We start from the raw sequence: 19,494 nt of genomic DNA, 5'->3' as shown, positions 1-19,494 counted from the left end.
CAGAATCTAGTGCCATCACCTTGCCTTTTGAAAACGAGAGCTTTGAGATAGTAACGATGCTTGCGGTTATTGAGCATTTGTGCGCACCCATTGCAATGCTAAGAGAGATTGAGCGCGTGCTCGTGCCAAATGGCATACTGCTGCTCACCGCCCCAAGCCACGCGGCAAAGCCCGTGCTTGAGTTTCTCTCCTATCGCCTGCATCTCATCGATGAGCGTGAGATACGCGATCACAAACGCTACTACAACAAGCGCGACTTTATAGAATCTCTTACACAGGTGCCGCGCCTCAAACTCCTCAAGCATAGTTATTTTCAATGCGGTATGAATAACTTCCTCAAAGCACAAAAGGTGCTGCAATAGCCATCAGCGCGTGAGATGAGGGGATAAAAATGATACAATGCCACGAAAAGTCACAAACACAAGGATAGATATGTCTCACAAATCCCCCAAAGCCCATTGGCAGAGATTCTATAAATATGGCATAGTCGGCGCAAGTGCTGCGCTCATAAACCTCGCGGTATTTGCGCTGTGTGAAAAAATCTTTGGGATTTATTACCTACTTAGCACGCTTATTGCCTTTGTGCTCGCCACTTATTGGAATTTTATCCTAGCGCGCAAATTCGTGTTTGTGAGCACATACGATTCTGCGCTCAAAGAAAGCCTGCTCATCTACCTTGTTAGCGCGCTAGGAGCGTGCATAGATATGGGTGTGATGTATGTGGGCGTGGATGTGTGCGAGCTAGATTCTGTATTTACCAAAGTCCTTGCCATAGGCGTGGCATTTGTTTTTAACTTTGGCTTGCGTAATTTTGTGATTTACAAGGAGAACATATGAAAAAACTCGTGATTTTTGGCTTTGTGTTGGAATTTTTCGCGCTTATGCTTTTTTATGGGTATGCCTATCCCATCGTGCCATTTTGGGGCGATGACTTTCAGCATATGAGCCTCTACCCTACGCTATCTTTTAGCGCTAATTCTTGGATACCCTCGCGCCTGCTACCACAATACTTGCAGACAAATATCGCAAACCTCGGTGTGTATGTCATCGCGCCCCTCACGCATTTGGACTTTTTGGATTCTATCGCGCTTGCCTGCGCGCTTGTCCTATCAAGTGCCTTTGTGGGATTGCATATTTTGCTCTATGTTTGCGCCCTTTATCTCACGGGGCATAGAATCCGCGCCCTGCTGCTCTCAAGCATTTTCCTCCTAGGCTCTCTAGCACTCGCCAAGCCCCAGATGATGCCCCTCCTGCTCCCCGCAGATCTCAATGCCCAAGGTATGGGCTACCTCCTCACGATGGTTTGTTTTTACACACTGCCCTATCTTGTCAATCTCGGATTTGTCGTGGGTATCATCACGCTCCTTGTTGCCAAGCCCTCTACTCTGACTTCTAAAAGCGTAATGGGGGGGGGGGCAGTAGCAATCGCGCTGTATTTGGCGATTTTTTCTATGGAGAGCGCGAGTGTGCTGCTTGCAAGCTTTGCTGGGTGCGTGCTGCTCACTAGGACATTTGCCACATACAGGGAGCACAAAAGCTTCATAGCAGTGCTCAAAACGCGCACCTTTTTTGATCTCTGCCTCTTAGTTATCATTATCCTTTGGGCGATCGCGCTGTGGCAGATGATACACTCGGGCAGGGCTCAGTATTGCGCGAGTTTTGATCTCACGCGGGGCATAGCCTATCTTGATACCACGCTAAAGGGCATACGAGGGGGCTTTTTGTGGCTCTTTGGGGCTGCGTATATCCTCTCACTCCTTGGGGCTTTTTTTATCAAATCTCCCCAACACCGCCTTGCGCTCTTTGCGCTCATTCTTTGGATTCCCTGCCTCGTGGTATTTTACACGCTTACCACTTCCAAATGCGGGGCGACTTGGTATCTGATGAGCGGCTTATTTATGGCTATGCTTGTCTTTATGGTGGTGGCTATGAGCATTTTGGTAGCGCGATACAGGGCTAGCTATGCTCTTATCTCTCTATTCTTTTTTATCGCGCTTTTCCAAAGCCTGCAGCCCTACAACGAACGCCCAAGGCTCTCTTATGCCTACTTCAAATCCCACTCCCAAAGCTGGATAGAGCAAATGCAGCAAGCCCAAATGGAGGGCAAAACGCATATCGAGATTTATGTGCCCGAGCATTTTGGGCATCATCATTGGAATGGTTGGTTTGCCCCGAGTTTCCCTAGGACACTGCGCACCTTTGGGCTTTTAGAAAAAGACATTAAAGTAACCTTTAAGCCCATATCCCAAAAGCCGCTAGTGCCCTAAGGGCAATGGGGATAGCGGATAAAGATTCTAAATTAACAGAGCATTTAGGATTTTAATGCTAGTATTACGCGCTTTTTGCCACTTTAGCACACTCACAAAGGATTTGCTATGCTTAAATCACTCTATTTTCGTATGCGTGTTATCCACATACTAGGCATTCTCATACTGACTACCAACGCCCTCTTTTTTACCGAGAATCTCATCGGGCAAATCGTGCAGTTTGTCATCGTCGCGGTGCTTGTCGTGCATGATATTGATGAGAAAACTTGGGGTGTGAATATGACAAAAATCATCGCCAAAGAACTCAAATCCATAACCCTTGCTTCCGAAATCAAAGTCAATACCTCCTATAGCTTAGAAAATGGCAAGATTCTCGCGCTCATTGATGATTTTAAGACACGCATACAAAGCGTGGTGAGCACGATACATGAAAAAGTAGAGAGCGGACACACAGATATACAAGGGCTTAGTCAAATCGCCACTTCTTTGCACAATCTCACGCAAGATATGAATGCAATCATACAATCCACCAACTCCAAGGCAGATTCCACAAGCGCGCTTTTGCGCACCTTTAATGAAGAAATTTTGCAAACCAAATCCGAGCAAGAAGCGATGTTTGCCTCTATGCAGGAGATTCGCACGCTGCTTAGAGATGTGTATAACTTAGTGGAGGGTATTTTTAACCAAAACGCCAACCTAGTCGAGCATTTTGAATCCCTAGAGAATAATACCAATGCGATTATAGGCATCGTTGAAACCGTGCGCGCTATCGCCGATCAAACCAACCTCCTAGCCCTAAACGCCGCCATCGAGGCCGCGAGGGCGGGCGAGCATGGGAGGGGCTTTGCCGTGGTGGCTGATGAAGTGAGAAAACTCGCAGAAAACACCCAGCATAGCCTTAGTGAGATCGATAGCAATGTCAAGGCGATGACTCAAGATGTCAATGAAAGCAAGGAAGTCATCATACAAAATAAGCAAAATGTCGAGGATCTCCTCTCGCGCACCAACGAGGCAAACACCAAAATCGATACCTTTGAGGGCGTCTTTAATGAGAGCTTTGCAACAACCCAAAAGCTCATCGGCCATAGCGATGTGATGAGCAAGGATCTCATAATCATCAATGAGGATATGAAAAAAATCCTCGAGTTTGCCCAGCACAATCTCGCGACTTCCCAAAATGTGCATAGCATATCCCTCTCTATCAATGAGAGCTTTGGGCAGCTCCAAAAAAGCGTAGAGAATCTCGCCTAAAGCCCCTTATACATTCTCCATCGCTAGCCGTATCATCGCCACCACGATACCCACGGGGGCGATAAATCGCACGATGAAATACCACACCTCAAAAACCTCGCCACTCAAATGCCCCTCACACATCGCATACACTTGCGATTTGGGTAGCACCCAGCCCACAAACACGCACAAAAACACGCCCGCTAGCGGCAGCATATACGACGCGCTGATATAATCAAACCAGCCAAAGAGATTTTTGCCAAAAAAGCTCAAATCCTCCTGATAGAGCGCGACATTACTAAGTAAAAGCAGCACGCCCAGTGCGTAAGAGATGCCAATAGTCGTGAGGTTTGCCCTCCTGCGTGAGAAGCCAAATCTCTCAATAAGCCACGCATTGAGTGGCTCTAGCATAGAAACCGCCGAGGTAATCCCCGCAAAAATCAGCGCGACAAAAAACAAAAACGCGATAATCTGCCCGCTTAGCCCCATATTGGCAAAAATCAAAGGCAGCGAGATAAACACAAGCCCCACTCCGCTATTGGCTTGTGCTCCATAGCCAAAGATAAAGGTAAAGATGACAAGCCCCGCCACGAGACAAAAGGCAAAGTTTAGCAGCGCGACAATGAGCGCGGAGCGGATAAAATTGCCCTTTTTGGGCAGGGAGTTAGAATAAGTCAAAATCACGCCAACGCCCAGTGAGAGGGCAAAAAACGCCTGCCCTATCGCATCAACGATAACCTTTGGCGTGAGCTTGCTAAAATCCGGCGCGAACAAAAACTGCACAGAATCCACAAACGCATCTTGGCACATCGCATAGCCCAAAAGCCCTAGAAAGATAAGGAGCAACAGAGGCATTAAGATGAGATTGAGCCGCTCGATGCCCTTTTTGACGCCCTGCCCTAGCACAAGCGCGCAAAGTGCGACAATCACAAAATGCCACAGAATCTGATAGCCCACCTGCGCACTCACAAACTCCCCCCAAAGCGCGCGCGTGGATTCTAAGGTTTTGGGCAGTCCTGTGAGGCTAAGCACCATATAATGCATAAGCCAGCCAAGCACGACGACATAAAACGAGAAAATCACTACGCCCGAAAACACCATTACCCCGCCGTATTTGAGGTATTTGCGCCCTTTTGGTGCGAGAGATTCAAAGGTGCTAAAGCAATCGCGCTCGCTCGCCCTGCCCAAAATCATCTCCACAATAAACACGCTAAGCCCAAATACCAAAAACGCCACGATAAACACGAACACAAACGCGCCACCGCCGCTCTCCCCCACCATATAAGGAAACTTCCAAATCCCGCCTAGCCCGATAGCACTGCCTGCCGCTGCTAAAATAAAACCGATTTTTGAAAAACGCGTCATACAAAATCCCTCACACTTCTCTTACTCACCCACTCGCACACTAGCACGCCCCGCCGCTCTCAAGACTTGGGATAATAGCGCGCAAATCCTTTTGCTCCACCACAATATTGGCAGTCTTTTTGAGCACATCTTTGGCACAAAACGCCACGCGTGTGTGTGCATAGGCAAACATACTCACATCATTTGCCCCATCGCCCACACAGAGCGTATCTCGCGCGCTTATACCTAGGAGATTTTGCAGACGCGCAAGCAGCACGCCTTTAGAATCCCCAAACATCATCTCGCCGCCCACCTCGCCGCTTAGCACGCCTGATTTGGCGTGCAAAATATTGCTAAAATCCCCATCGAGCCCCAGAATCTGCGCAAAATGCCTTGTTGCCAGACTAAAGCCACCACTAAAACACACGACTTTATACCCACGCTCGTGCAAAAACGCCACAATCTCTCGCGCACCGGGCATTAGCGGGAGATTCTCACATATCTCTTTTGCTCTAGAATGCGGCAATCCAGCGAGCAACCCCACGCGCGTTTTGAGACTTTCATAAAAATCTAGCTCCCCGCTCATCGCCCTATGGGTAATGTGCGCAACTTCTGCCTCTACACCGCATTCTTTTGCCAAAAAATCAATCGTCTCGCCATCCATCAGTGTAGAATCAAAGTCAAAAACCGCTAACTTCATCACTCTCCCTTATCCCGCACAATCGTGCGCTTAATAAATGGCGAGAGGCGCGTGAGCACCTCATAGCTAATCGTATCAAACTCCCGCGCGAGTGCCAAAGCGTCATCAAACACGCAGATTCTAGGCGCATCGCTCACACACGAGAAGCAATCCATCGAGGTGCGCGGCAAAATCCGCTCGCCGCTTGCGGTATGGAGAGTTTTGCGCTCATTGACGCGATAGAATCCATCGCCATAGCCCACATCATAGGTGCTCACGACACTTTCGCTCTCAAGCACGCTTTTGCCGCCATAGCCGATTTTTGCGCCACGAGGCAGAATCTTGCGCGAGATTCTATCCGCCCATAGCGACGCCACGGGCTTTAGCTGCCTCACGATATGGGGCGTGGCGTCAGATTCTAAATACCCATACGCCGCTATCCCCACGCGCACCAAATCATCATCGATATGGGTTGAGCGCAGAGTGCCCGAGGAGTTTAGCGTATGAAAGCGCGGCAGGGCTATGCCCAAATCTGCGCACATACGCGCCACCTCATCTTTAATCGCGCAAAAATTCTCACACCCCAGCGCAAAATCCTCGCCCACCTCATCGCCATAGCCATTGTGGCTAAACACGCCAAAGAGCTCCAAGCCCCTGTGTGTGATGAGCGCGATATACTCCTCTAGCTCGCTAGGGCTTATGCCATTGCGATTCATTCCGGCATTGACTTTGAGCTCAACTTTTGTCCCGGGGGGCAGGGAGTGCAGCATTTCTTTGTTATTAATCGCGATTGCCATATGAGGTGCGAGGGGCTCCTGTGGCGCGCCATAGAGGATCGTGATAGAGCCAAAAAAATCTTGCACAATCTTTGCTTCATAATGCGTCTTGACAAACACATCCTCCACGCCAAATTCCCTAGCCAAAGTCGCGATTTGCTCTAATCCGTGCCCATAGGCATTATCTTTGAGCACGAGTGCGAGTTTGGTGGATTTAGAATGTTTTTTCAGATGGTGGGATATGAAGGTGAGATTGTGGAAAAATGCTTGAGAATCTAAGAGGATTTCTGACATCTAGGAAGTCTTTGTAGCAGGGGCTCTCGCCCCTGTGCGTGGGCGTTACTTTGCCAAACCAGAGATATAAGTAGCAAGCTCTTCGATTTGCTCATCTGTGAGGTTTGCTGCGTTTGGATTCATAAGGTTTGCTTTGCCGTGGCGGTTAAGCGTCTTGGCTCTGTAGCCTTTCAAATCCTCGATAAGCGTTGCCTTTGGCATTCCAGCGATGGCATCATTGCCAAAGCTTGTCTTCTTACCATCGACACCATGGCAGCTTATACACTTCTTATAGATGGCGGGTGCCTCGGCTGCTAATGCCATACTTACACAACCTGCTGCGATGAGTAATACTAACTTTTTCATTTCCTTCTCCTTTTTGTGTGTGAAATTTAACCCTAGAATTCTAGCGCAATTAAGACTTAGACAAACCTTAAATTTTGCTAAATTTTCACGCGCGCACTAAGAGCCCTAGAGAGCGAGAGCTGATCGATAGAATCTAGCCCAATCCCCGTGGGCACGCCCTGCGCGATTTTAGTGAATCTAAGGCTAGGGTTTTGCAGCGTATCCTCCACAAAGAGCATAATCGCCTCATTTGCCAATGTCGGCGAGAGGGCAAAAATCACTTCTGCAATACCTTCAGATTCTATGCGCTTAGCTAAAAGCCCAAAGTCAATATCCTGCACCTGCGCTTTAGAATCTAGCACAAAATACCGCCCGCCAAACTCCCCCATGGATTCTATAGTAAAGATATCCCTCTGATGGGCGACGATACACAGCTCCCCATTCTCGCGCGCAGAATCTAGGCAAATCTCACAAATCTCATCTTCACTAAGCCCCAAGCACCGCTCGCACACCCGCACATTGCGCGCGGCTTCCTCAAGCGTATGGGCGACTTTGAGCCCCAAAAACTTATCTTCCACGCTAAGGCTAAGGGCGATTTTTTGCGCGCTTTTTTTGCCGATAGCTGGGATTTGCTCGAGCGTCTCCACAAGCGCGAAAAACGAGCGCAATCCCATTTTGTAAGTGTTCATCATATCTCCTCTGTGTAGGCTTATCAAATCAAGTTTAATGTTCTTGTGCTACAATTTGCGCTTTTGTTTTTTAAGGTTTAAAGTGAGAATCCCCCCACAATTTTGCACACATAAAGGAGCATTATACCAATGGAAAGCCTAGATTATTATGAAGTGCTAGAGGTTACGCGCACAAGCGACAAAGAAAGTATCAAAAAATCCTATCGCAAACTTGCTCTCAAATACCACCCCGATAGAAATCCCGATGACAAAGAAGCCGAGGAGCGATTTAAACTCATCAACGAAGCCTATGAGGTGCTTAGCGATGAGAATAAACGCGCCATTTATGACAGATATGGCAAAGAGGGCTTAAGCAGTGGCAGTGGCGCGCAGGGCTTTGGCGATATTTTTGAGGGCTTTGGGAGCATTTTTGAGAGCTTTTTTGGCGGCGGGGCGCGCACTAAGAGGGGCGAAAATCTCGATTCACTCCAAGAACTTCATCTAAGCTTTAAAGAAGCCGTCTTTGGCTGTAGTAAAGCCATCAAAAACACCTACAAAATCCCCTGCCAAAAATGCAATGGCACGGGCGCAAAAGAGGGCAAGCTCCAAACTTGCAGCGCGTGCAGGGGCGAGGGCAAAACCTACTTGCGCCAAGGCTTTGTGACTTTCGCGCAGACTTGTGGTGTGTGCGGCGGGGCGGGAGTGCAAAAGACAAAAGACTGCCCCGAGTGCAAGGGCAAGGGGTTTGAAAGCAAAGAAGAGAGCTTTGAGGTGCAAATTCCTGAGGGCATAGATAGTGGCAATAGAATCCGCCTCCAAGGCAAGGGGCACGCTAATAGCAATGGCAAGCGAGGCGATTTGTTTTTGCAAATCGTGGCAGAAGATGATGAGAATTTTATCCGCGATGGCGAGAATGTCTATATCCAAGTGCCCGTGTTTTTTACCTCCGTGCTTTTGGGCGAGAGTATCAAAATCCCATCTTTGCGCGGTGAAGTCGAGCTAAAGCTCCCCACTAATGCCAAAGATGGCGCGCAATTTGTCTTTGAAAACCAAGGGGTAAAAATCCTCAATACCTCTGCGTATGGGAAGTTTGTCGCACAAATCGCCATCACTTATCCCAAAAAGCTCAATTCCGAGCAAAAAGAGCTCCTCCAAAAGCTCCACGAAAGCTTTGGGAATGAGAGCGCACCGCATTTAAGCGCGCTTGAGCAATGCTTTAGCAAAATCAAATCGTGGTTTAAAAGCTAATGCGCGCTTTTGCAATGCGCCTTTTTACTCCCCTGCTATGCGCACTCATCGCGCTCATCGCCCTTAGCGCGTGCAGCGATATCAGCAAAAACTCCCTCATACCTTCAGCCAAAGATTCTGATACTGATCAAGAAAAACGTCTCGAGCGCAAAATCCAATCCTCGCGCAAAGCCGAGATTGTGCGGGGCAAATACACGCCCTTTGTGGCGATTGCCACCTATCTCAATGATGTGGATAATATAAACGCCAAGCGCGAGGTCTTCCTCATAGAGCTGTATGAAAAAAAGCCAGATTCTAAAATCCAAAGCAAGCTTTCCTTTGAGCTCATCTCGCATAATGTGAGTATGCAATCCCTCTTTATCACACGCCTAAATCCTAGCCAATACACCGATATCCTGCGCCCCAAAAATCCCTACAACGCCCTTTTTGTCGTGGAGTTTGAGAGCATTAGCAAAAAGCATCGCGAGAGAATGCAGCTAAAGCTAAGTATCAAGGACGAGGGCTCTATGAATTTTGACTTTGGCTACCCCGTGCTTCAAAGCAAGCTCCGCTGATGCGCTTAGATTCCCTCCTGCACCAAATGGGCTATTTCCAAAGCAGACAAAAAGCAAAAGAAGCCATCCTAGAGCACAAAGTGCGCTATGAGGGCGCAGTGCTCACTAAGCCATCATTAGAGCTAGAGCCCCTCTCACTCAATCCCGCGCGCCTAGAGATCGCCTCCCATCTCATCTCGCGCGCAGGCTACAAGCTCCAAGACTTCCTCGCCCACCTCCCCGCCCTCACTAAGTCCCTAAAGCCCCTACATATCGCAGGAAGCGTGGTTTTGGACATAGGCTCTAGCACGGGAGGCTTTGCCCAAGTGCTTTTAGAATCTAGTGCCAAACATATCGTGTGCGTGGATGTGGGGAGCAATCAACTCCACCCTAGCCTGCGCCAAAATCCGCGTATCACGCTCTTTGAAAACTGCGATATCCGCGATTTTGACACCACCACGCGCTTTACACTCATCACTTGCGATGTGAGCTTTATCTCGCTGCGCTTAGTTTTACCCGCGATTTTGCGCTTTGACGCCCCCAATCTCATACTGCTCTTTAAGCCCCAATTTGAAGTGGGCAAAGCCGCCAAGCGCAACAAAAAGGGCGTGCTCCAAGAGCCACATAGTGCGCGCCAAAGCCTAGAGGAGTTTTGCGCCCTCCTCGCCCCCACACACGCCTACATAACCCACAAGAGCAATATCTTAGGAAAGGAAGGCAATGCTGAATACTTTATCCTCGCGCAGCGCAAGTAGTATCACTTCCCTAGCTATGGGCAAATTCGATGGTATGCACCTCGCACACTTGCAGCTTTTAGGGCAGCTAGATTCTCAAGGTGCGATTTTGTGTATCCACACAAGCCACGCACGCGCCCTCACTCCGCACAAAGAATCCTACACCCACCTGCCAATCTTTTATGTCGATTTGGCGCGTATCAAAAACCTAAGCGGCGAGGAGTTTGTGGCGTTTTTAGCGCGGCATTTTGGCGCACTAAAGCGCATCGTGGTGGGCTATGACTTTTGGTTTGGCAAAGATCGCAAATGCGATGCTAGCCATCTGCGCGCGCTTTGTGAGCCCCTCGGGATAGAAGTGCTCATCGTGCCAGAGTATAGCGTTGGCGGCATAGGCGTGCATTCTAGCGTGATTAGGGAGCGTATCATCGCGGGCGATCTGCCCACTGCCAATCTTTTGCTAGGGAGGCTTTATGCCATACACGCCACGACGACTAGCGGGCAAAATCTCGGCTCGCGCGCGCTTTATCCGACTATCAATCTCGTATGCGATGCGTATATACTGCCCCAAAATGGCGTGTATGCGAGCGTGAGTAGCTTTGATGGGGTGGCGTATGGGAGCGTGAGCTTTGTAGGGCATCGCGTGAGCACCGATGGGGCATTTAGCATAGAAACGCACATTTTAGGGCATTCTATCCCTACTCTGCCTGCAGAACTCACACTAGGATTTGTGCAAAAAATCCGAGACAACCAACACTTTAGCGACTTAGAATCGCTCAAAGCCCAAATCGCCCACGACATCACCACCGCCACGCAAATGCTCTCAGAGCTTAAGGACACGGGGGCTTTGAGGCTTTAGGTGGAACGCTTAGGTGGGGGCGATTTGTGCTACAATGCTTTAAGCAGACACAAAAACTCAACCAAAGGAGATTGTATGGATTCACAACGCGTGCTCACTATCGACTTGCGCTATGGCGGCTTAGGCGATCAGCTTTTTTGGAGTCATATCCCGCGCATTGCTAAGGATAGGACTAATAAGGGGGGGGGGGAGGCTATGACAAAGTCTATGTGCGCCTGCACAGCCCCTCTAGAGACGCCCAATATATAAAACTCATCTGGGAGAGCAATCCCTATGTTGATGGCGTTGTGGAGATTCAAGACACGACAAGCGACACTACAGAATCTAGCCCGATAGATTCACAAAAACAAAATCTAGAATCTAGCTTTCAAAATCTAGAATCTAGCTTTTCAGAATCTAAGCAGCTTACAGAATCCACAACGCCAAAAAATCCTAGCGAGGCTTTGCCAAATATCAATAATAGTGCGTGCGCAAGCACGAGCCGAGCAGAATCTAAAGATTTGGAATCTTTAGATTCTGCCATTTTTGCGGAGCAAAAATCAAATAAGATATGTAGCGCGTCAGCGCATACCGACACTCGTGGTGGCGAAAATCAGGAAAAAGGTGGCAGCAGTGCCGCCGCTGATTTTTCTAAAGAAACTTCGTTTTGCCTAGACAAGGATAAGCGAGGCTCTCCCGCCAAAAGATATACTTTTGGCTGCCGAAAAAGCGGCGGCTTTTTCGGGGCTTTAGCGAGCGGGGAGGGGATAACACCCCTTTTTGCGAAAAAACAAAGCGATTTTGAGAATCTAGAAAATATTCGTGAGAATGCGACTTTGAGAAACTTAGAATCTATAGAATCTAGTGCGGAGATTCTAAAAAATGGGCAAGGACAGAATCTAAGTAATGCGGAACTTGGGGAAGCCAAAGCAGATTCAGAATCTAAGGCATTCACGGAATCTAGCCACATAAATTCTGAGATAATCACAGAATCCAAAGAGATTCTAAAAAATGAAAAAATACAGAATCTAGGGGGCGCAGAGTCTAAGGCATTTACAGAATCTAGCCATATAGATTCTGAAGCAAGCGCAGAATCTAAAGAAGATCCAAGGACGATTACAGAATCTATAAGAGCAAATGTAGAGGGCGCACAATCCAAAGCAGATTCACAATCTAAGACACGCGGAGAATCTAGCCGCATAGATTCTGACACAAGCACACAATTCAAAACCGCCAAACCCTCTAAGGCGCAAATCTTTGCGGACAATTGGATTTATGTGCATTCCAAAGACACGCGCACAGGGCGTATCACAAATTTTGCAAATTGGACAAACGACTTGCGCTGCGGGAAGCAAAGCGCGATTTTGTGCCTAGAGTATTGGGCAAACGATGATGAGGAGCTGTGGCAGCTAGAGGATAACGCCCTTATCGCCATAGCCATAGAGGATTTGGTGGGCGCGGAGCTGGTGCAAAGAGCACAAATCCTAAATGGCTCTGTGCTAAAGATTCACAAAAGCTATCCTATCTATGCCTCGGGCTACAAAGAGGGCTTGCACGCAATCTATGAGGCACTGGAAGGCTTTAGCAATCTGTATTGTATCGGGCGCAATGGGAGCTTTAAATACAACAATCAAGATCATAGCATCCTTATGGGGCTTAAATGCGCGGATAAGATTCTAGGTGCAGAGGGCATAAACCTCTGGGAGATTAACACGGATTATGACTATCAGGAGGAAAAAAATGGGAAGGAGAAAAACAAAGAATAAAATGGGGGGGGGGGAAGCCAAACATAAAGAGGCTTGCTAGCAATCTGTGGCTTAGGCAGAGTCTCTACCTAAGCTCTTACAAGCACAAATTATGCAATCACATAACCCGCAAAATGCGTGTCGTTATAACTGCTTAATTTTGTCCCATCGATCTCCCCATACACGCTTTGCATGGTGCTAAGGAGAGCTTGTGAATCTTTTAGCGCAATATCACGCGAGAAGTTAAACAAGACCCAATTGTTATCCCAAGTGTCAAAGGCAAGCTCGCTAATGGCTCTAGAGTTTTTAGAATCTGCTGTGCCTAAAGCCTCGATAGCGAGCAATATATCATTTGGCACCCAAGCGTTGCCGATTTTTACGACACTTCTTGTGTAAAATTCTGGCTTATCTAGCTTGGCCTTGCTATAGCGTCCGCCATCCATCTTTAGCCCAAAGCCTTCATACGCTTCCAAACCAACTGCACGGCACATTCCTACAAATACCGATGTCGCACTCAAATCCTCGCCGCGTATGATGACTTCACCGCTTTTGTCTTTGATACTGCGGATACCATGGGTATTTCGCGCCTCTTGCTGTGGAATATTCTCTGCCACCCATGCAAAAATCACTTTTGCTTTTTGAGATTGTGTAAAAGCACCTTGCGTGATTGTCCTAGCTATCTCGCCAATCCTGCCATCGGTTCTGATATAGCGATCTTGGGCATGGCTTGGCAGCACCTGCCTAGTAGTGCTATCAAAAGAATCTTGTGTAAATCTCGAAACAATGTCAAAAGAGATTTGCAGCTGTTTTGTCTTTGTGCTACCCTTATCCCAAGTCGCGTGCAAAATCGGTGTGTTGCTAGCGTTGTCAATGCGATAGCTGCTGTGATTGCCCGAAACTTTTAGGTTATAGGGAGTTTGGAAGCTATGAGGCAGTGCTAGAGGCGACCAGAGATTAACCTTTTGTGCGGTTTCAAACTGCACCTTTTGCGTAAAAGCGAGATGAAACTTCCGCATAGATTCTGTGGCATTTGTGTTGGCTAAGACAAAGCAACTATTCCCCAAAACCGCCCCTGTGCCTACGCAAACGCCTTTTAGAAAACCTCTCCTTGTAATGCGAGAATCTTTCATATTCTATCCTTTCAAAAATAGCCCCCTTTGTGAGCGACAAAGGGGAATTAAGTGATTATTTTTTAGCGCTTAAGAGCTCTTGGACTCTCTTGCCATAAGCGGGATCAGCCTTCCTAAAATGCCCTAGTTGTGTCTCAATGATACGCTTATCAATGCCCCTCATCATATCCGCTATCGTCTTGCACAATCGCTCTTTTTCTGCTGCTGACATAAGGCGATAGAGATCTCCTGCTTGCGTGTAGTAGTCATTGTCATCTGCCCTATAATCCCATTGTCCAAGCCTTGTCTCATCTTCAATCACTTTGGGATCAAAAAGAGGCTCGCGCAATTTCCAATCATCTTCATATCCGCCCAAAAGGCTAGGATTGTAGTTGATATTGCTTCCATAATAGCCATTTGTCATATAGCCATCGCGCACGGTGCTGTTAATCTTTACCTTTGGTGCGTTGATGGGAAGTTGGTGGTGATTTACCCCTAAGCGATAGCGGTGTGTGTCGCCATAAGAGAATAGGCGTCCTTGCAAAAGCCTATCTGGGCTATGTCCGATACCCGGCACAATCGCTGCAGGTGTGAAAGCCACTTGCTCCACTTCGGCAAAGGCATTTTCGGGATTTCTATTAAGCGTCATAATCCCAACTTCGATAAGCGGATAGTCTTTATGACTCCACACTTTGGTTACATCAAAGGGGTGGAATCGGTATTTTTTGGCATCAGATTCTGGCATGACTTGGATAGAAACACGCCATTTTGGGAAGTCTCTCCTTTCGATAGCCTCAAACAAATCCCTTTGGTGAGAATCCATATCCCTAGCCCTCATAGCCGCCGCTTCTTCGTTTGTTAGATTCTTTATGCCTTGCAAGGTGTGGAAGTGGAACTTCACCCAAAATCTCTGATTTTTGTCGTTAATAAGACTAAAGGTGTGGCTACCATATCCATTCATATGGCGATAGCTAGCAGGGATCCCTCTATCTCCCATGAGGTAGGTTACTTGGTGCAAAGATTCTGGTGTCTGACTCCAAAAATCCCACATCATTTGTGGATCTTGCATACCTGTTTTGGGGTGGCGTTTTTGGCTATGGATAAAATCAGGGAATTTGTAAGGATCGCGGATAAAAAATATCGGCGTGTTGTTTCCTACCAAGTCCCAATTCCCCTCTTCTGTGTAAAACTTCACCGCAAAGCCTCTAGGATCTCTCACCGCATCAGCACTTCCCTTTTCAGGCGCCACGGTAGAGAATCTAATAAACATAGGGGTTTTTGTGCCCTTTTTAAATACCTTAGCCTTTGTGTATCGGCTAATATCAGCAGTTGCCTCAAACACACCATGCGCACCGCTCCCGTGAGCATGCACGACTCGCTCGGGAATCCTCTCTCTATCAAATGCCGCAAGTTTTTCCAAAAACCAAACATCTTGTAGCAAAAGTGGTCCTCTTGGTCCAACGCTTTGCACATTTTGATTATCCGCCACGGGTCTGCCTGTAGTCGTAGTAAGCTGAACGAAACCTTTCCGTGCCATACTGTCTCCTTTAAACAATAAAAATTATCTTTCGAAAAAGACACTTAATGATAAATAATTTTCTTTTAATACTTGATTAATAAAGCATTATTTACAAAAATCCTTGAGTGATTTTACACCTTTTGCATCAAAAATCCACAAAAGCTATCCTGCCCCATCTTCTATGCCTCGGACTAGGGCTTATACAGAATCTATAAGAGACACTTGAGAACAGAGACACTTCAGAGATTTGTAGATTCTATAACTATATAGAGCCCAAAAATCAAGAGGAGCAAAGCCCCAAAAATTTTATAAAAGCTTTACAAAAACTTTTTAGAGATTTTACACGCGCTCTCTATAATGCCATTTACTAAACCCAAAAAAGGACAAAGCGGCTATGATAGAGATGAAAAACCTCACCCTAGGATACAAAAAGGAAAAAATCCTAAAAAATCTCAATCTCAAGATTAAAAAAGGGGAGTTTGTGGGCATCATCGGACCATCTGGGGCGGGTAAAAGCACGCTTTTGATGAGTATTGCTGGGGGGATAAAGGTTTTTGATGGGCATTTCTCTGTCCTTAAATACAATATGAATAAGCTCAAAAAAAAGGAGCTAAACGCCCTGCGTAAAGAAGTAGGCGTGATTTTTCAGGGGTATTGCCTAGTCGATAGGCTTAGCGTGCTAGATAATGTGATAAGCGGGATTTTAAAAGATATGCCAATGCCCCGAGCCATTATCCGCTATTACCAAAATAAAGAGCTAAAACTAGCGAAGCGATTTATGAAAATCGTGGATATTGAAAAATACTCGCTTAAGCGATGTGATGAGCTAAGTGGCGGGCAGCGGCAGAGAGTGGCGATCGCTAGGGCGTTGATGGGGAATCCCAAGATGATTTTAGCCGATGAGCCTATCTCGGCACTTGATGTCAAAAGTGCCACAAAGGTTATGGAAATCCTCAAAAAAGTCAATGAAGAATATGGCGTGAGTATCATTACTAACCTGCACCATTTGGAGTATGCCAAGGAATATTGCACGCGGATTCTAGGCGTAAATGGCGGTAGGGTAGTCTTTGATGGTAGCCCAAAGGAGCTAAGTGAAAAGATGATAGAGAGAATCTATCAAGATTCGCACAAACAAGAAGCTTTAGAATCTCACAATACCCACACTGCACAGGGGCATACTACAGAATCCCACAAACAAGACACAACAGATGTAAGCGATTTTCGGGGGCTAGATTCGCATTTTTTAGAATCCCAAGCCCCAGAATCCCACGCTAATGCCCCACAAAAAGACAAGGCAAAAAAGGAATCTAAAGAGACAAAGGGCAAAAAGGATTCTAGGGATTCTAAAGACAAAGATTCTAAGAATCTAAAGACTTAAAAAAGAGCAAGGCTAAAGATGAAAGATGGGCAAGGATACAGCAAGACTTAGGGCATGTGCTAAGCCAAAATGTATCAAGCCCTAGCACTTACACCTCTCCACTCCTCCCCTAATGCGTGGAGAGATGCAAGTGTTAGCCTAACACTTACCTTAAAAGAAAGGATAGAGAATGAAAGGACTTTTACGCTTACTTGGTGCGTTGTGTCTGTGTGCAATCGCCCTTGCACAAGGGCTATTTGCTGATTCGCCCAAAGAAGTGGCTACAAAGCTAGGGATAAAAGAGCTACGATTTGCCGCTATCCCCGTGGTGGGTAGTGGCTCACTAGAGGAGTTTTGGAAGCCCGTGATTACGCATTTGCAAAAGGAATTTGGCGTGAAAATCACGATGAAATATGTCGGGGATTATGCCGCACTCATCACAGGTATGCAGCATAAGCATATTGATATAGCCTACCTTGGACCCGAATCCTATGTGCAAGCTGCTGCTAGGGCGGGAGCTGTGGCGTTGGTTACGGAAAAAAGTGCTAGTGGCATAGCGGGGTATCATAGTATCATCATTACTAAAAAAGGTAGCGGGCTTAACACCATAGAGGACTTAAAGGGCAAGACTTGGGCTTTTACTGATCCTAATTCCACCTCTGGCACGCTTGTCCCAAGCCTGCATTTTAAAAAGCTAGGCATAGATCCACAAAAGTATTTTTCTAAAGTCATCTATTCTGGCGGGCACGAGGCATCAATCCTAAGTGTCAAAGCGGGGCGACTTGATGGGGCTTCTACCAATGATTTGGACTTTGAAAAGGCTTTAGGCAGGCTGTATAAGGCAGAGGATTTTAATGTGATATGGACTTCAGATTTAATCGTGGGAAGTGCGATTGCTGGGCGTAAGGATTTGCCCAAAGAGCTTTTAATGGCTATCCAAGAGGCACTTTTAGGGCTTAATGAAGATAAGAGTGCGTTAGCACAGATGAAAAATGGGGGCTTTGTGAGGGCGCAAGATAGCGATTATGATGTGATAAGGGAGCTTATCAAAGCAAAAGGCAAGTAGAAATTCGGCTTGCACGTAATCTTTGCTTGATTGCTTCGTTCGGACTTGGTCACTACCGCTTAAGGTAGCTCCCTGCGTCCTCACTTGCAAAACAAGCAAATCTTACGCACAATCCTAGAATTTCTGGCAAGCCACACAAGATTCAAAGCAGATGCAGAATCTAAAAATCTTAGATTCGGAGAATCCAAAGCAATAGATTCAGAATCTACCGCTTCACAAAATCTTATCAAGGCTTTGCCTTTGGCGTGGTGTGGATTCTGCAAGGCTACTACTGCAAACAAAAAAATTAGTATTTGCGGTGTGGCTGTGTAAGTTTTGAAAAATTTGGGGAAGGTTAGCGGACTTAGAGTCCGTGCCTTTCACAAATTTTTCAATCTTACGCATTGCATACCCAAGGAGCCGTTTTCATAAGGCAAAGAAACTACATTGCAAAAGGATATGTATGACACAACAAAAAATTACCCTCAAACAACTCAAAGCAAAAGCCTCGCCCTTTAAGCCCGCCAATATCCTCATCGCTATCCTTGTGCTCTGTGTGATAGCACAATCGTGGATTGATACGCAGATGAGCTTAAGTGCGCTCTTTAGCGGCTATGAGCATATCTTAAGCTACCTAGCAGGGAATAAAGAAATCCCAAATAGTGGGTTTTTCCCGCCAAACTTAGAGAGTGAGGGGCTAGCCAAATACTGCCTAGCAATGCTTGAGACTTTGCAGATGGCAGTCATTGCGATTGTGCTATCCGTCATCTTTGCCCTGCCGCTTTCTTTTCTTTGTTCGCGTAATATCTTAGAGATTATTTTCCCACAAAAAGGGTGGTTTTTTGCCCTGCTTAGACGCACGCTCTATCTCTTTGCCACGCTGCTGGCTAATATCTGCCGCTCGGTAAATGAAATCGTGTGGGCGTTAATCTTTGTTTCAGCCGTGGGGCTAGGACCTATGGCTGGGATTTTAGCCCTAGCGGTGCATACCACAGGGGCGTTGGCTAAGCTTTTGAGCGAGGGCAATGAATCCATAGACCCCGGACCCATTAAGGCATTAGACACGATGGGCGTTGGCTTTGTGAAAACCTTGTGCTATGGGATTATCCCCCAAGTGATGCCCCATTATATCTCGATGATTCTCTATCGCTTTGAAAGCGATGTGCGTTCTGCCTCGATTTTGGGATTTGTTGGGGCTGGGGGCATTGGATTTTATCTTTTTGATTCCATTAGGGCTTTTGAAAATGGCAGTGTCTGCACGATTCTCATCGTGATTGTGGCTTCTGTCTTTGTTATCGACAAGGTTTCAGCCTTTATCCGCAAACGCTATATTTAAGGAGTTTTTATGCAACGCGAAGATTTGAATTTTTACCTACAATACGCCGCTTTAAGCGACTTACAAAATTTAAGTGCCAAGCTAGATTCTAAGATTGAGGTTATCCAAGCCCCCACGGCTCAAACCCTACTCTTACCTATCAAAGATCCCATTTCCCAAGGGGAGTTTTATGGCGGTGAGGTGCTTGTTACCACGACTTTGGTGCGTCTTGAGCGAGGCGGTAAGCATAGCGATGGCTTTGCTATGGTGCTTGATGACAATGAGGAGTATTCCTACCATATCGCCCTGCTTGATGCCTATGTGGGCTTTGGGGAGCAAGATGCGCTAAGTCAAGCTATCTTTGCACTCACCAAAGAGGCAAAAGAGGCAAAGCAAAAGGCACAAGAGGAGCAGAATCAAAAAATCGATTCCACCCGCGTGCAATTTGAGATTATGTAAAATAGATTTAAGG

The 19,494-nt window shown here is 46.9% G+C and carries 21 protein-coding genes; 14 read left to right on the top strand and 7 right to left on the bottom strand.

Annotated features, from left to right (window positions below):
* Window positions 1-56: 56 nt before the first annotated feature.
* The 4 genes from ACH2BK_RS07965 (at window position 57) to ACH2BK_RS07950 (ending at window position 3,518) form a co-directional block, all read left to right on the top strand.
* A complete protein-coding gene (locus ACH2BK_RS07965) occupies window positions 57-362 on the top strand; it encodes a hypothetical protein (RefSeq protein WP_395003225.1) in 306 nt (101 codons plus the stop codon).
* A 70-nt stretch (window positions 363-432) separates the two neighbouring features.
* Complete coding sequence (locus ACH2BK_RS07960; protein ID WP_395003223.1) at window positions 433-837, top strand: GtrA family protein; 405 nt, start codon at window positions 433-435, stop codon at window positions 835-837.
* Window positions 834-2,267: a hypothetical protein gene (locus ACH2BK_RS07955; protein WP_395003221.1), complete on the top strand. Its 1,434-nt coding sequence runs from the start codon at window positions 834-836 to the stop codon at window positions 2,265-2,267. Before ACH2BK_RS07960 ends, ACH2BK_RS07955 begins: the two co-directional genes overlap by 4 nt.
* A 108-nt stretch (window positions 2,268-2,375) precedes the next feature.
* A complete protein-coding gene (locus ACH2BK_RS07950) occupies window positions 2,376-3,518 on the top strand; it encodes a methyl-accepting chemotaxis protein (protein WP_395003219.1) in 1,143 nt (380 codons plus the stop codon).
* A gap of 6 nt (window positions 3,519-3,524) precedes the next feature.
* Here the strand turns inward: ACH2BK_RS07950 and ACH2BK_RS07945 are convergent, their stop codons facing one another.
* The 5 genes from ACH2BK_RS07945 to recR form a co-directional block, all read right to left on the bottom strand.
* On the bottom strand, window positions 3,525-4,862 hold the full coding sequence (locus ACH2BK_RS07945; RefSeq protein ID WP_395003217.1) for a sodium-dependent transporter: 1,338 nt from the start codon (window positions 4,860-4,862) through the stop codon (window positions 3,525-3,527).
* Between the two features lie 40 nt (window positions 4,863-4,902).
* Window positions 4,903-5,541: a phosphoserine phosphatase SerB gene (gene serB / locus ACH2BK_RS07940; RefSeq protein ID WP_395003215.1), complete on the bottom strand. Its 639-nt coding sequence runs from the start codon at window positions 5,539-5,541 to the stop codon at window positions 4,903-4,905.
* Window positions 5,541-6,590: an alanine racemase gene (locus ACH2BK_RS07935; protein WP_395003213.1), complete on the bottom strand. Its 1,050-nt coding sequence runs from the start codon at window positions 6,588-6,590 to the stop codon at window positions 5,541-5,543. Before ACH2BK_RS07935 ends, serB begins: the two co-directional genes overlap by 1 nt.
* A 45-nt stretch (window positions 6,591-6,635) precedes the next feature.
* Window positions 6,636-6,935 (bottom strand): c-type cytochrome, encoded by a 300-nt coding sequence (locus tag ACH2BK_RS07930; RefSeq protein ID WP_394994046.1) that lies wholly within the window; start codon window positions 6,933-6,935, stop codon window positions 6,636-6,638.
* A 77-nt stretch (window positions 6,936-7,012) separates the two neighbouring features.
* Window positions 7,013-7,603, bottom strand: coding sequence for a recombination mediator RecR (gene recR / locus ACH2BK_RS07925; RefSeq protein WP_395003211.1), 591 nt, complete (start codon window positions 7,601-7,603; stop codon window positions 7,013-7,015).
* Between the two features lie 129 nt (window positions 7,604-7,732).
* On the opposite strand from recR, the gene dnaJ reads away from it, so the two are divergent.
* The 6 genes from dnaJ (at window position 7,733) to ACH2BK_RS07895 (ending at window position 12,698) form a co-directional block, all read left to right on the top strand.
* The gene (gene dnaJ / locus ACH2BK_RS07920) at window positions 7,733-8,830 is read left to right on the top strand and encodes a molecular chaperone DnaJ (protein ID WP_395003209.1); all 1,098 of its coding nucleotides are present in this window, start codon (window positions 7,733-7,735) and stop codon (window positions 8,828-8,830) included.
* The gene (locus ACH2BK_RS07915; protein ID WP_394994042.1) at window positions 8,830-9,384 is read left to right on the top strand and encodes a hypothetical protein; all 555 of its coding nucleotides are present in this window, start codon (window positions 8,830-8,832) and stop codon (window positions 9,382-9,384) included. The genes dnaJ and ACH2BK_RS07915 overlap by 1 nt, the downstream gene beginning before the upstream one ends.
* On the top strand, window positions 9,384-10,118 hold the full coding sequence (locus ACH2BK_RS07910; protein ID WP_395003208.1) for a TlyA family RNA methyltransferase: 735 nt from the start codon (window positions 9,384-9,386) through the stop codon (window positions 10,116-10,118). Before ACH2BK_RS07915 ends, ACH2BK_RS07910 begins: the two co-directional genes overlap by 1 nt.
* Window positions 10,084-10,953, top strand: coding sequence for a bifunctional riboflavin kinase/FAD synthetase (locus tag ACH2BK_RS07905; protein WP_395003206.1), 870 nt, complete (start codon window positions 10,084-10,086; stop codon window positions 10,951-10,953). The genes ACH2BK_RS07910 and ACH2BK_RS07905 overlap by 35 nt, the downstream gene beginning before the upstream one ends.
* Window positions 10,954-11,028: 75 nt before the next feature.
* Window positions 11,029-11,202, top strand: coding sequence for a hypothetical protein (locus ACH2BK_RS07900; RefSeq protein ID WP_395003204.1), 174 nt, complete (start codon window positions 11,029-11,031; stop codon window positions 11,200-11,202).
* Window positions 11,163-12,698: a hypothetical protein gene (locus ACH2BK_RS07895; RefSeq protein ID WP_395003202.1), complete on the top strand. Its 1,536-nt coding sequence runs from the start codon at window positions 11,163-11,165 to the stop codon at window positions 12,696-12,698. Before ACH2BK_RS07900 ends, ACH2BK_RS07895 begins: the two co-directional genes overlap by 40 nt.
* Window positions 12,699-12,787: 89 nt before the next feature.
* On the opposite strand, the gene ACH2BK_RS07890 is transcribed toward ACH2BK_RS07895, so the two are convergent.
* The gene (locus ACH2BK_RS07890) at window positions 12,788-13,807 is read right to left on the bottom strand and encodes a transglutaminase domain-containing protein (RefSeq protein WP_395003200.1); all 1,020 of its coding nucleotides are present in this window, start codon (window positions 13,805-13,807) and stop codon (window positions 12,788-12,790) included.
* A gap of 55 nt (window positions 13,808-13,862) precedes the next feature.
* The gene (locus ACH2BK_RS07885; RefSeq protein ID WP_395003198.1) at window positions 13,863-15,323 is read right to left on the bottom strand and encodes a catalase; all 1,461 of its coding nucleotides are present in this window, start codon (window positions 15,321-15,323) and stop codon (window positions 13,863-13,865) included.
* Window positions 15,324-15,699: 376 nt separating this feature from the next.
* Between ACH2BK_RS07885 and phnC the strand changes: the two genes are divergently transcribed.
* From phnC to ACH2BK_RS07865, 4 genes are all read left to right on the top strand, one after another.
* Window positions 15,700-16,683 carry a phosphonate ABC transporter ATP-binding protein gene (phnC, locus tag ACH2BK_RS07880; protein WP_395003196.1) on the top strand — a complete coding sequence of 328 codons (984 nt, stop codon included), beginning with the start codon at window positions 15,700-15,702 and terminating at the stop codon, window positions 16,681-16,683.
* A gap of 169 nt (window positions 16,684-16,852) precedes the next feature.
* Window positions 16,853-17,728, top strand: coding sequence for a phosphonate ABC transporter substrate-binding protein (gene phnD / locus ACH2BK_RS07875; RefSeq protein WP_395003194.1), 876 nt, complete (start codon window positions 16,853-16,855; stop codon window positions 17,726-17,728).
* Between the two features lie 442 nt (window positions 17,729-18,170).
* Complete coding sequence (phnE, locus tag ACH2BK_RS07870; RefSeq protein ID WP_395003192.1) at window positions 18,171-19,043, top strand: phosphonate ABC transporter, permease protein PhnE; 873 nt, start codon at window positions 18,171-18,173, stop codon at window positions 19,041-19,043.
* Between the two features lie 9 nt (window positions 19,044-19,052).
* Window positions 19,053-19,481 carry a phosphonate C-P lyase system protein PhnG gene (locus tag ACH2BK_RS07865; protein WP_395003190.1) on the top strand — a complete coding sequence of 143 codons (429 nt, stop codon included), beginning with the start codon at window positions 19,053-19,055 and terminating at the stop codon, window positions 19,479-19,481.
* Window positions 19,482-19,494: the final 13 nt, after the last annotated feature.

It is taken from the genome of uncultured Helicobacter sp. (assembly GCF_949282165.1).
Lineage (GTDB): Bacteria > Campylobacterota > Campylobacteria > Campylobacterales > Helicobacteraceae > Helicobacter_F.
Note: the sequence above shows the minus strand (reverse complement) of the source record. Positions and strands in the feature narration are given on the sequence as shown.

Excerpts from the sequence above, each read along its gene's own strand:
- phnD (WP_395003194.1), top strand. The coding sequence starts at position 16,853 with ATGAAAGGACTTTTACGCTTACTTGGTGCGTTGTGTCTGTGTGCAATC.
- ACH2BK_RS07950 (WP_395003219.1), top strand. The coding sequence starts at position 2,376 with ATGCTTAAATCACTCTATTTTCGTATGCGTGTTATCCACATACTAGGC.
- ACH2BK_RS07865 (WP_395003190.1), top strand. The coding sequence starts at position 19,053 with ATGCAACGCGAAGATTTGAATTTTTACCTACAATACGCCGCTTTAAGC.
- ACH2BK_RS07885 (WP_395003198.1), bottom strand. The coding sequence starts at position 15,323 with ATGGCACGGAAAGGTTTCGTTCAGCTTACTACGACTACAGGCAGACCC.
- ACH2BK_RS07900 (WP_395003204.1), top strand. The coding sequence starts at position 11,029 with ATGGATTCACAACGCGTGCTCACTATCGACTTGCGCTATGGCGGCTTA.
- serB (WP_395003215.1), bottom strand. The coding sequence starts at position 5,541 with ATGAAGTTAGCGGTTTTTGACTTTGATTCTACACTGATGGATGGCGAG.
- ACH2BK_RS07930 (WP_394994046.1), bottom strand. The coding sequence starts at position 6,935 with ATGAAAAAGTTAGTATTACTCATCGCAGCAGGTTGTGTAAGTATGGCA.
- recR (WP_395003211.1), bottom strand. The coding sequence starts at position 7,603 with ATGAACACTTACAAAATGGGATTGCGCTCGTTTTTCGCGCTTGTGGAG.
- ACH2BK_RS07910 (WP_395003208.1), top strand. The coding sequence starts at position 9,384 with ATGCGCTTAGATTCCCTCCTGCACCAAATGGGCTATTTCCAAAGCAGA.
- ACH2BK_RS07955 (WP_395003221.1), top strand. The coding sequence starts at position 834 with ATGAAAAAACTCGTGATTTTTGGCTTTGTGTTGGAATTTTTCGCGCTT.
- ACH2BK_RS07960 (WP_395003223.1), top strand. The coding sequence starts at position 433 with ATGTCTCACAAATCCCCCAAAGCCCATTGGCAGAGATTCTATAAATAT.
- ACH2BK_RS07965 (WP_395003225.1), top strand. The coding sequence starts at position 57 with ATGCTTGCGGTTATTGAGCATTTGTGCGCACCCATTGCAATGCTAAGA.
- ACH2BK_RS07915 (WP_394994042.1), top strand. The coding sequence starts at position 8,830 with ATGCGCGCTTTTGCAATGCGCCTTTTTACTCCCCTGCTATGCGCACTC.
- ACH2BK_RS07935 (WP_395003213.1), bottom strand. The coding sequence starts at position 6,590 with ATGTCAGAAATCCTCTTAGATTCTCAAGCATTTTTCCACAATCTCACC.
- ACH2BK_RS07890 (WP_395003200.1), bottom strand. The coding sequence starts at position 13,807 with ATGAAAGATTCTCGCATTACAAGGAGAGGTTTTCTAAAAGGCGTTTGC.
- ACH2BK_RS07945 (WP_395003217.1), bottom strand. The coding sequence starts at position 4,862 with ATGACGCGTTTTTCAAAAATCGGTTTTATTTTAGCAGCGGCAGGCAGT.
- dnaJ (WP_395003209.1), top strand. The coding sequence starts at position 7,733 with ATGGAAAGCCTAGATTATTATGAAGTGCTAGAGGTTACGCGCACAAGC.
- phnC (WP_395003196.1), top strand. The coding sequence starts at position 15,700 with ATGATAGAGATGAAAAACCTCACCCTAGGATACAAAAAGGAAAAAATC.
- phnE (WP_395003192.1), top strand. The coding sequence starts at position 18,171 with ATGACACAACAAAAAATTACCCTCAAACAACTCAAAGCAAAAGCCTCG.
- ACH2BK_RS07905 (WP_395003206.1), top strand. The coding sequence starts at position 10,084 with ATGCTGAATACTTTATCCTCGCGCAGCGCAAGTAGTATCACTTCCCTA.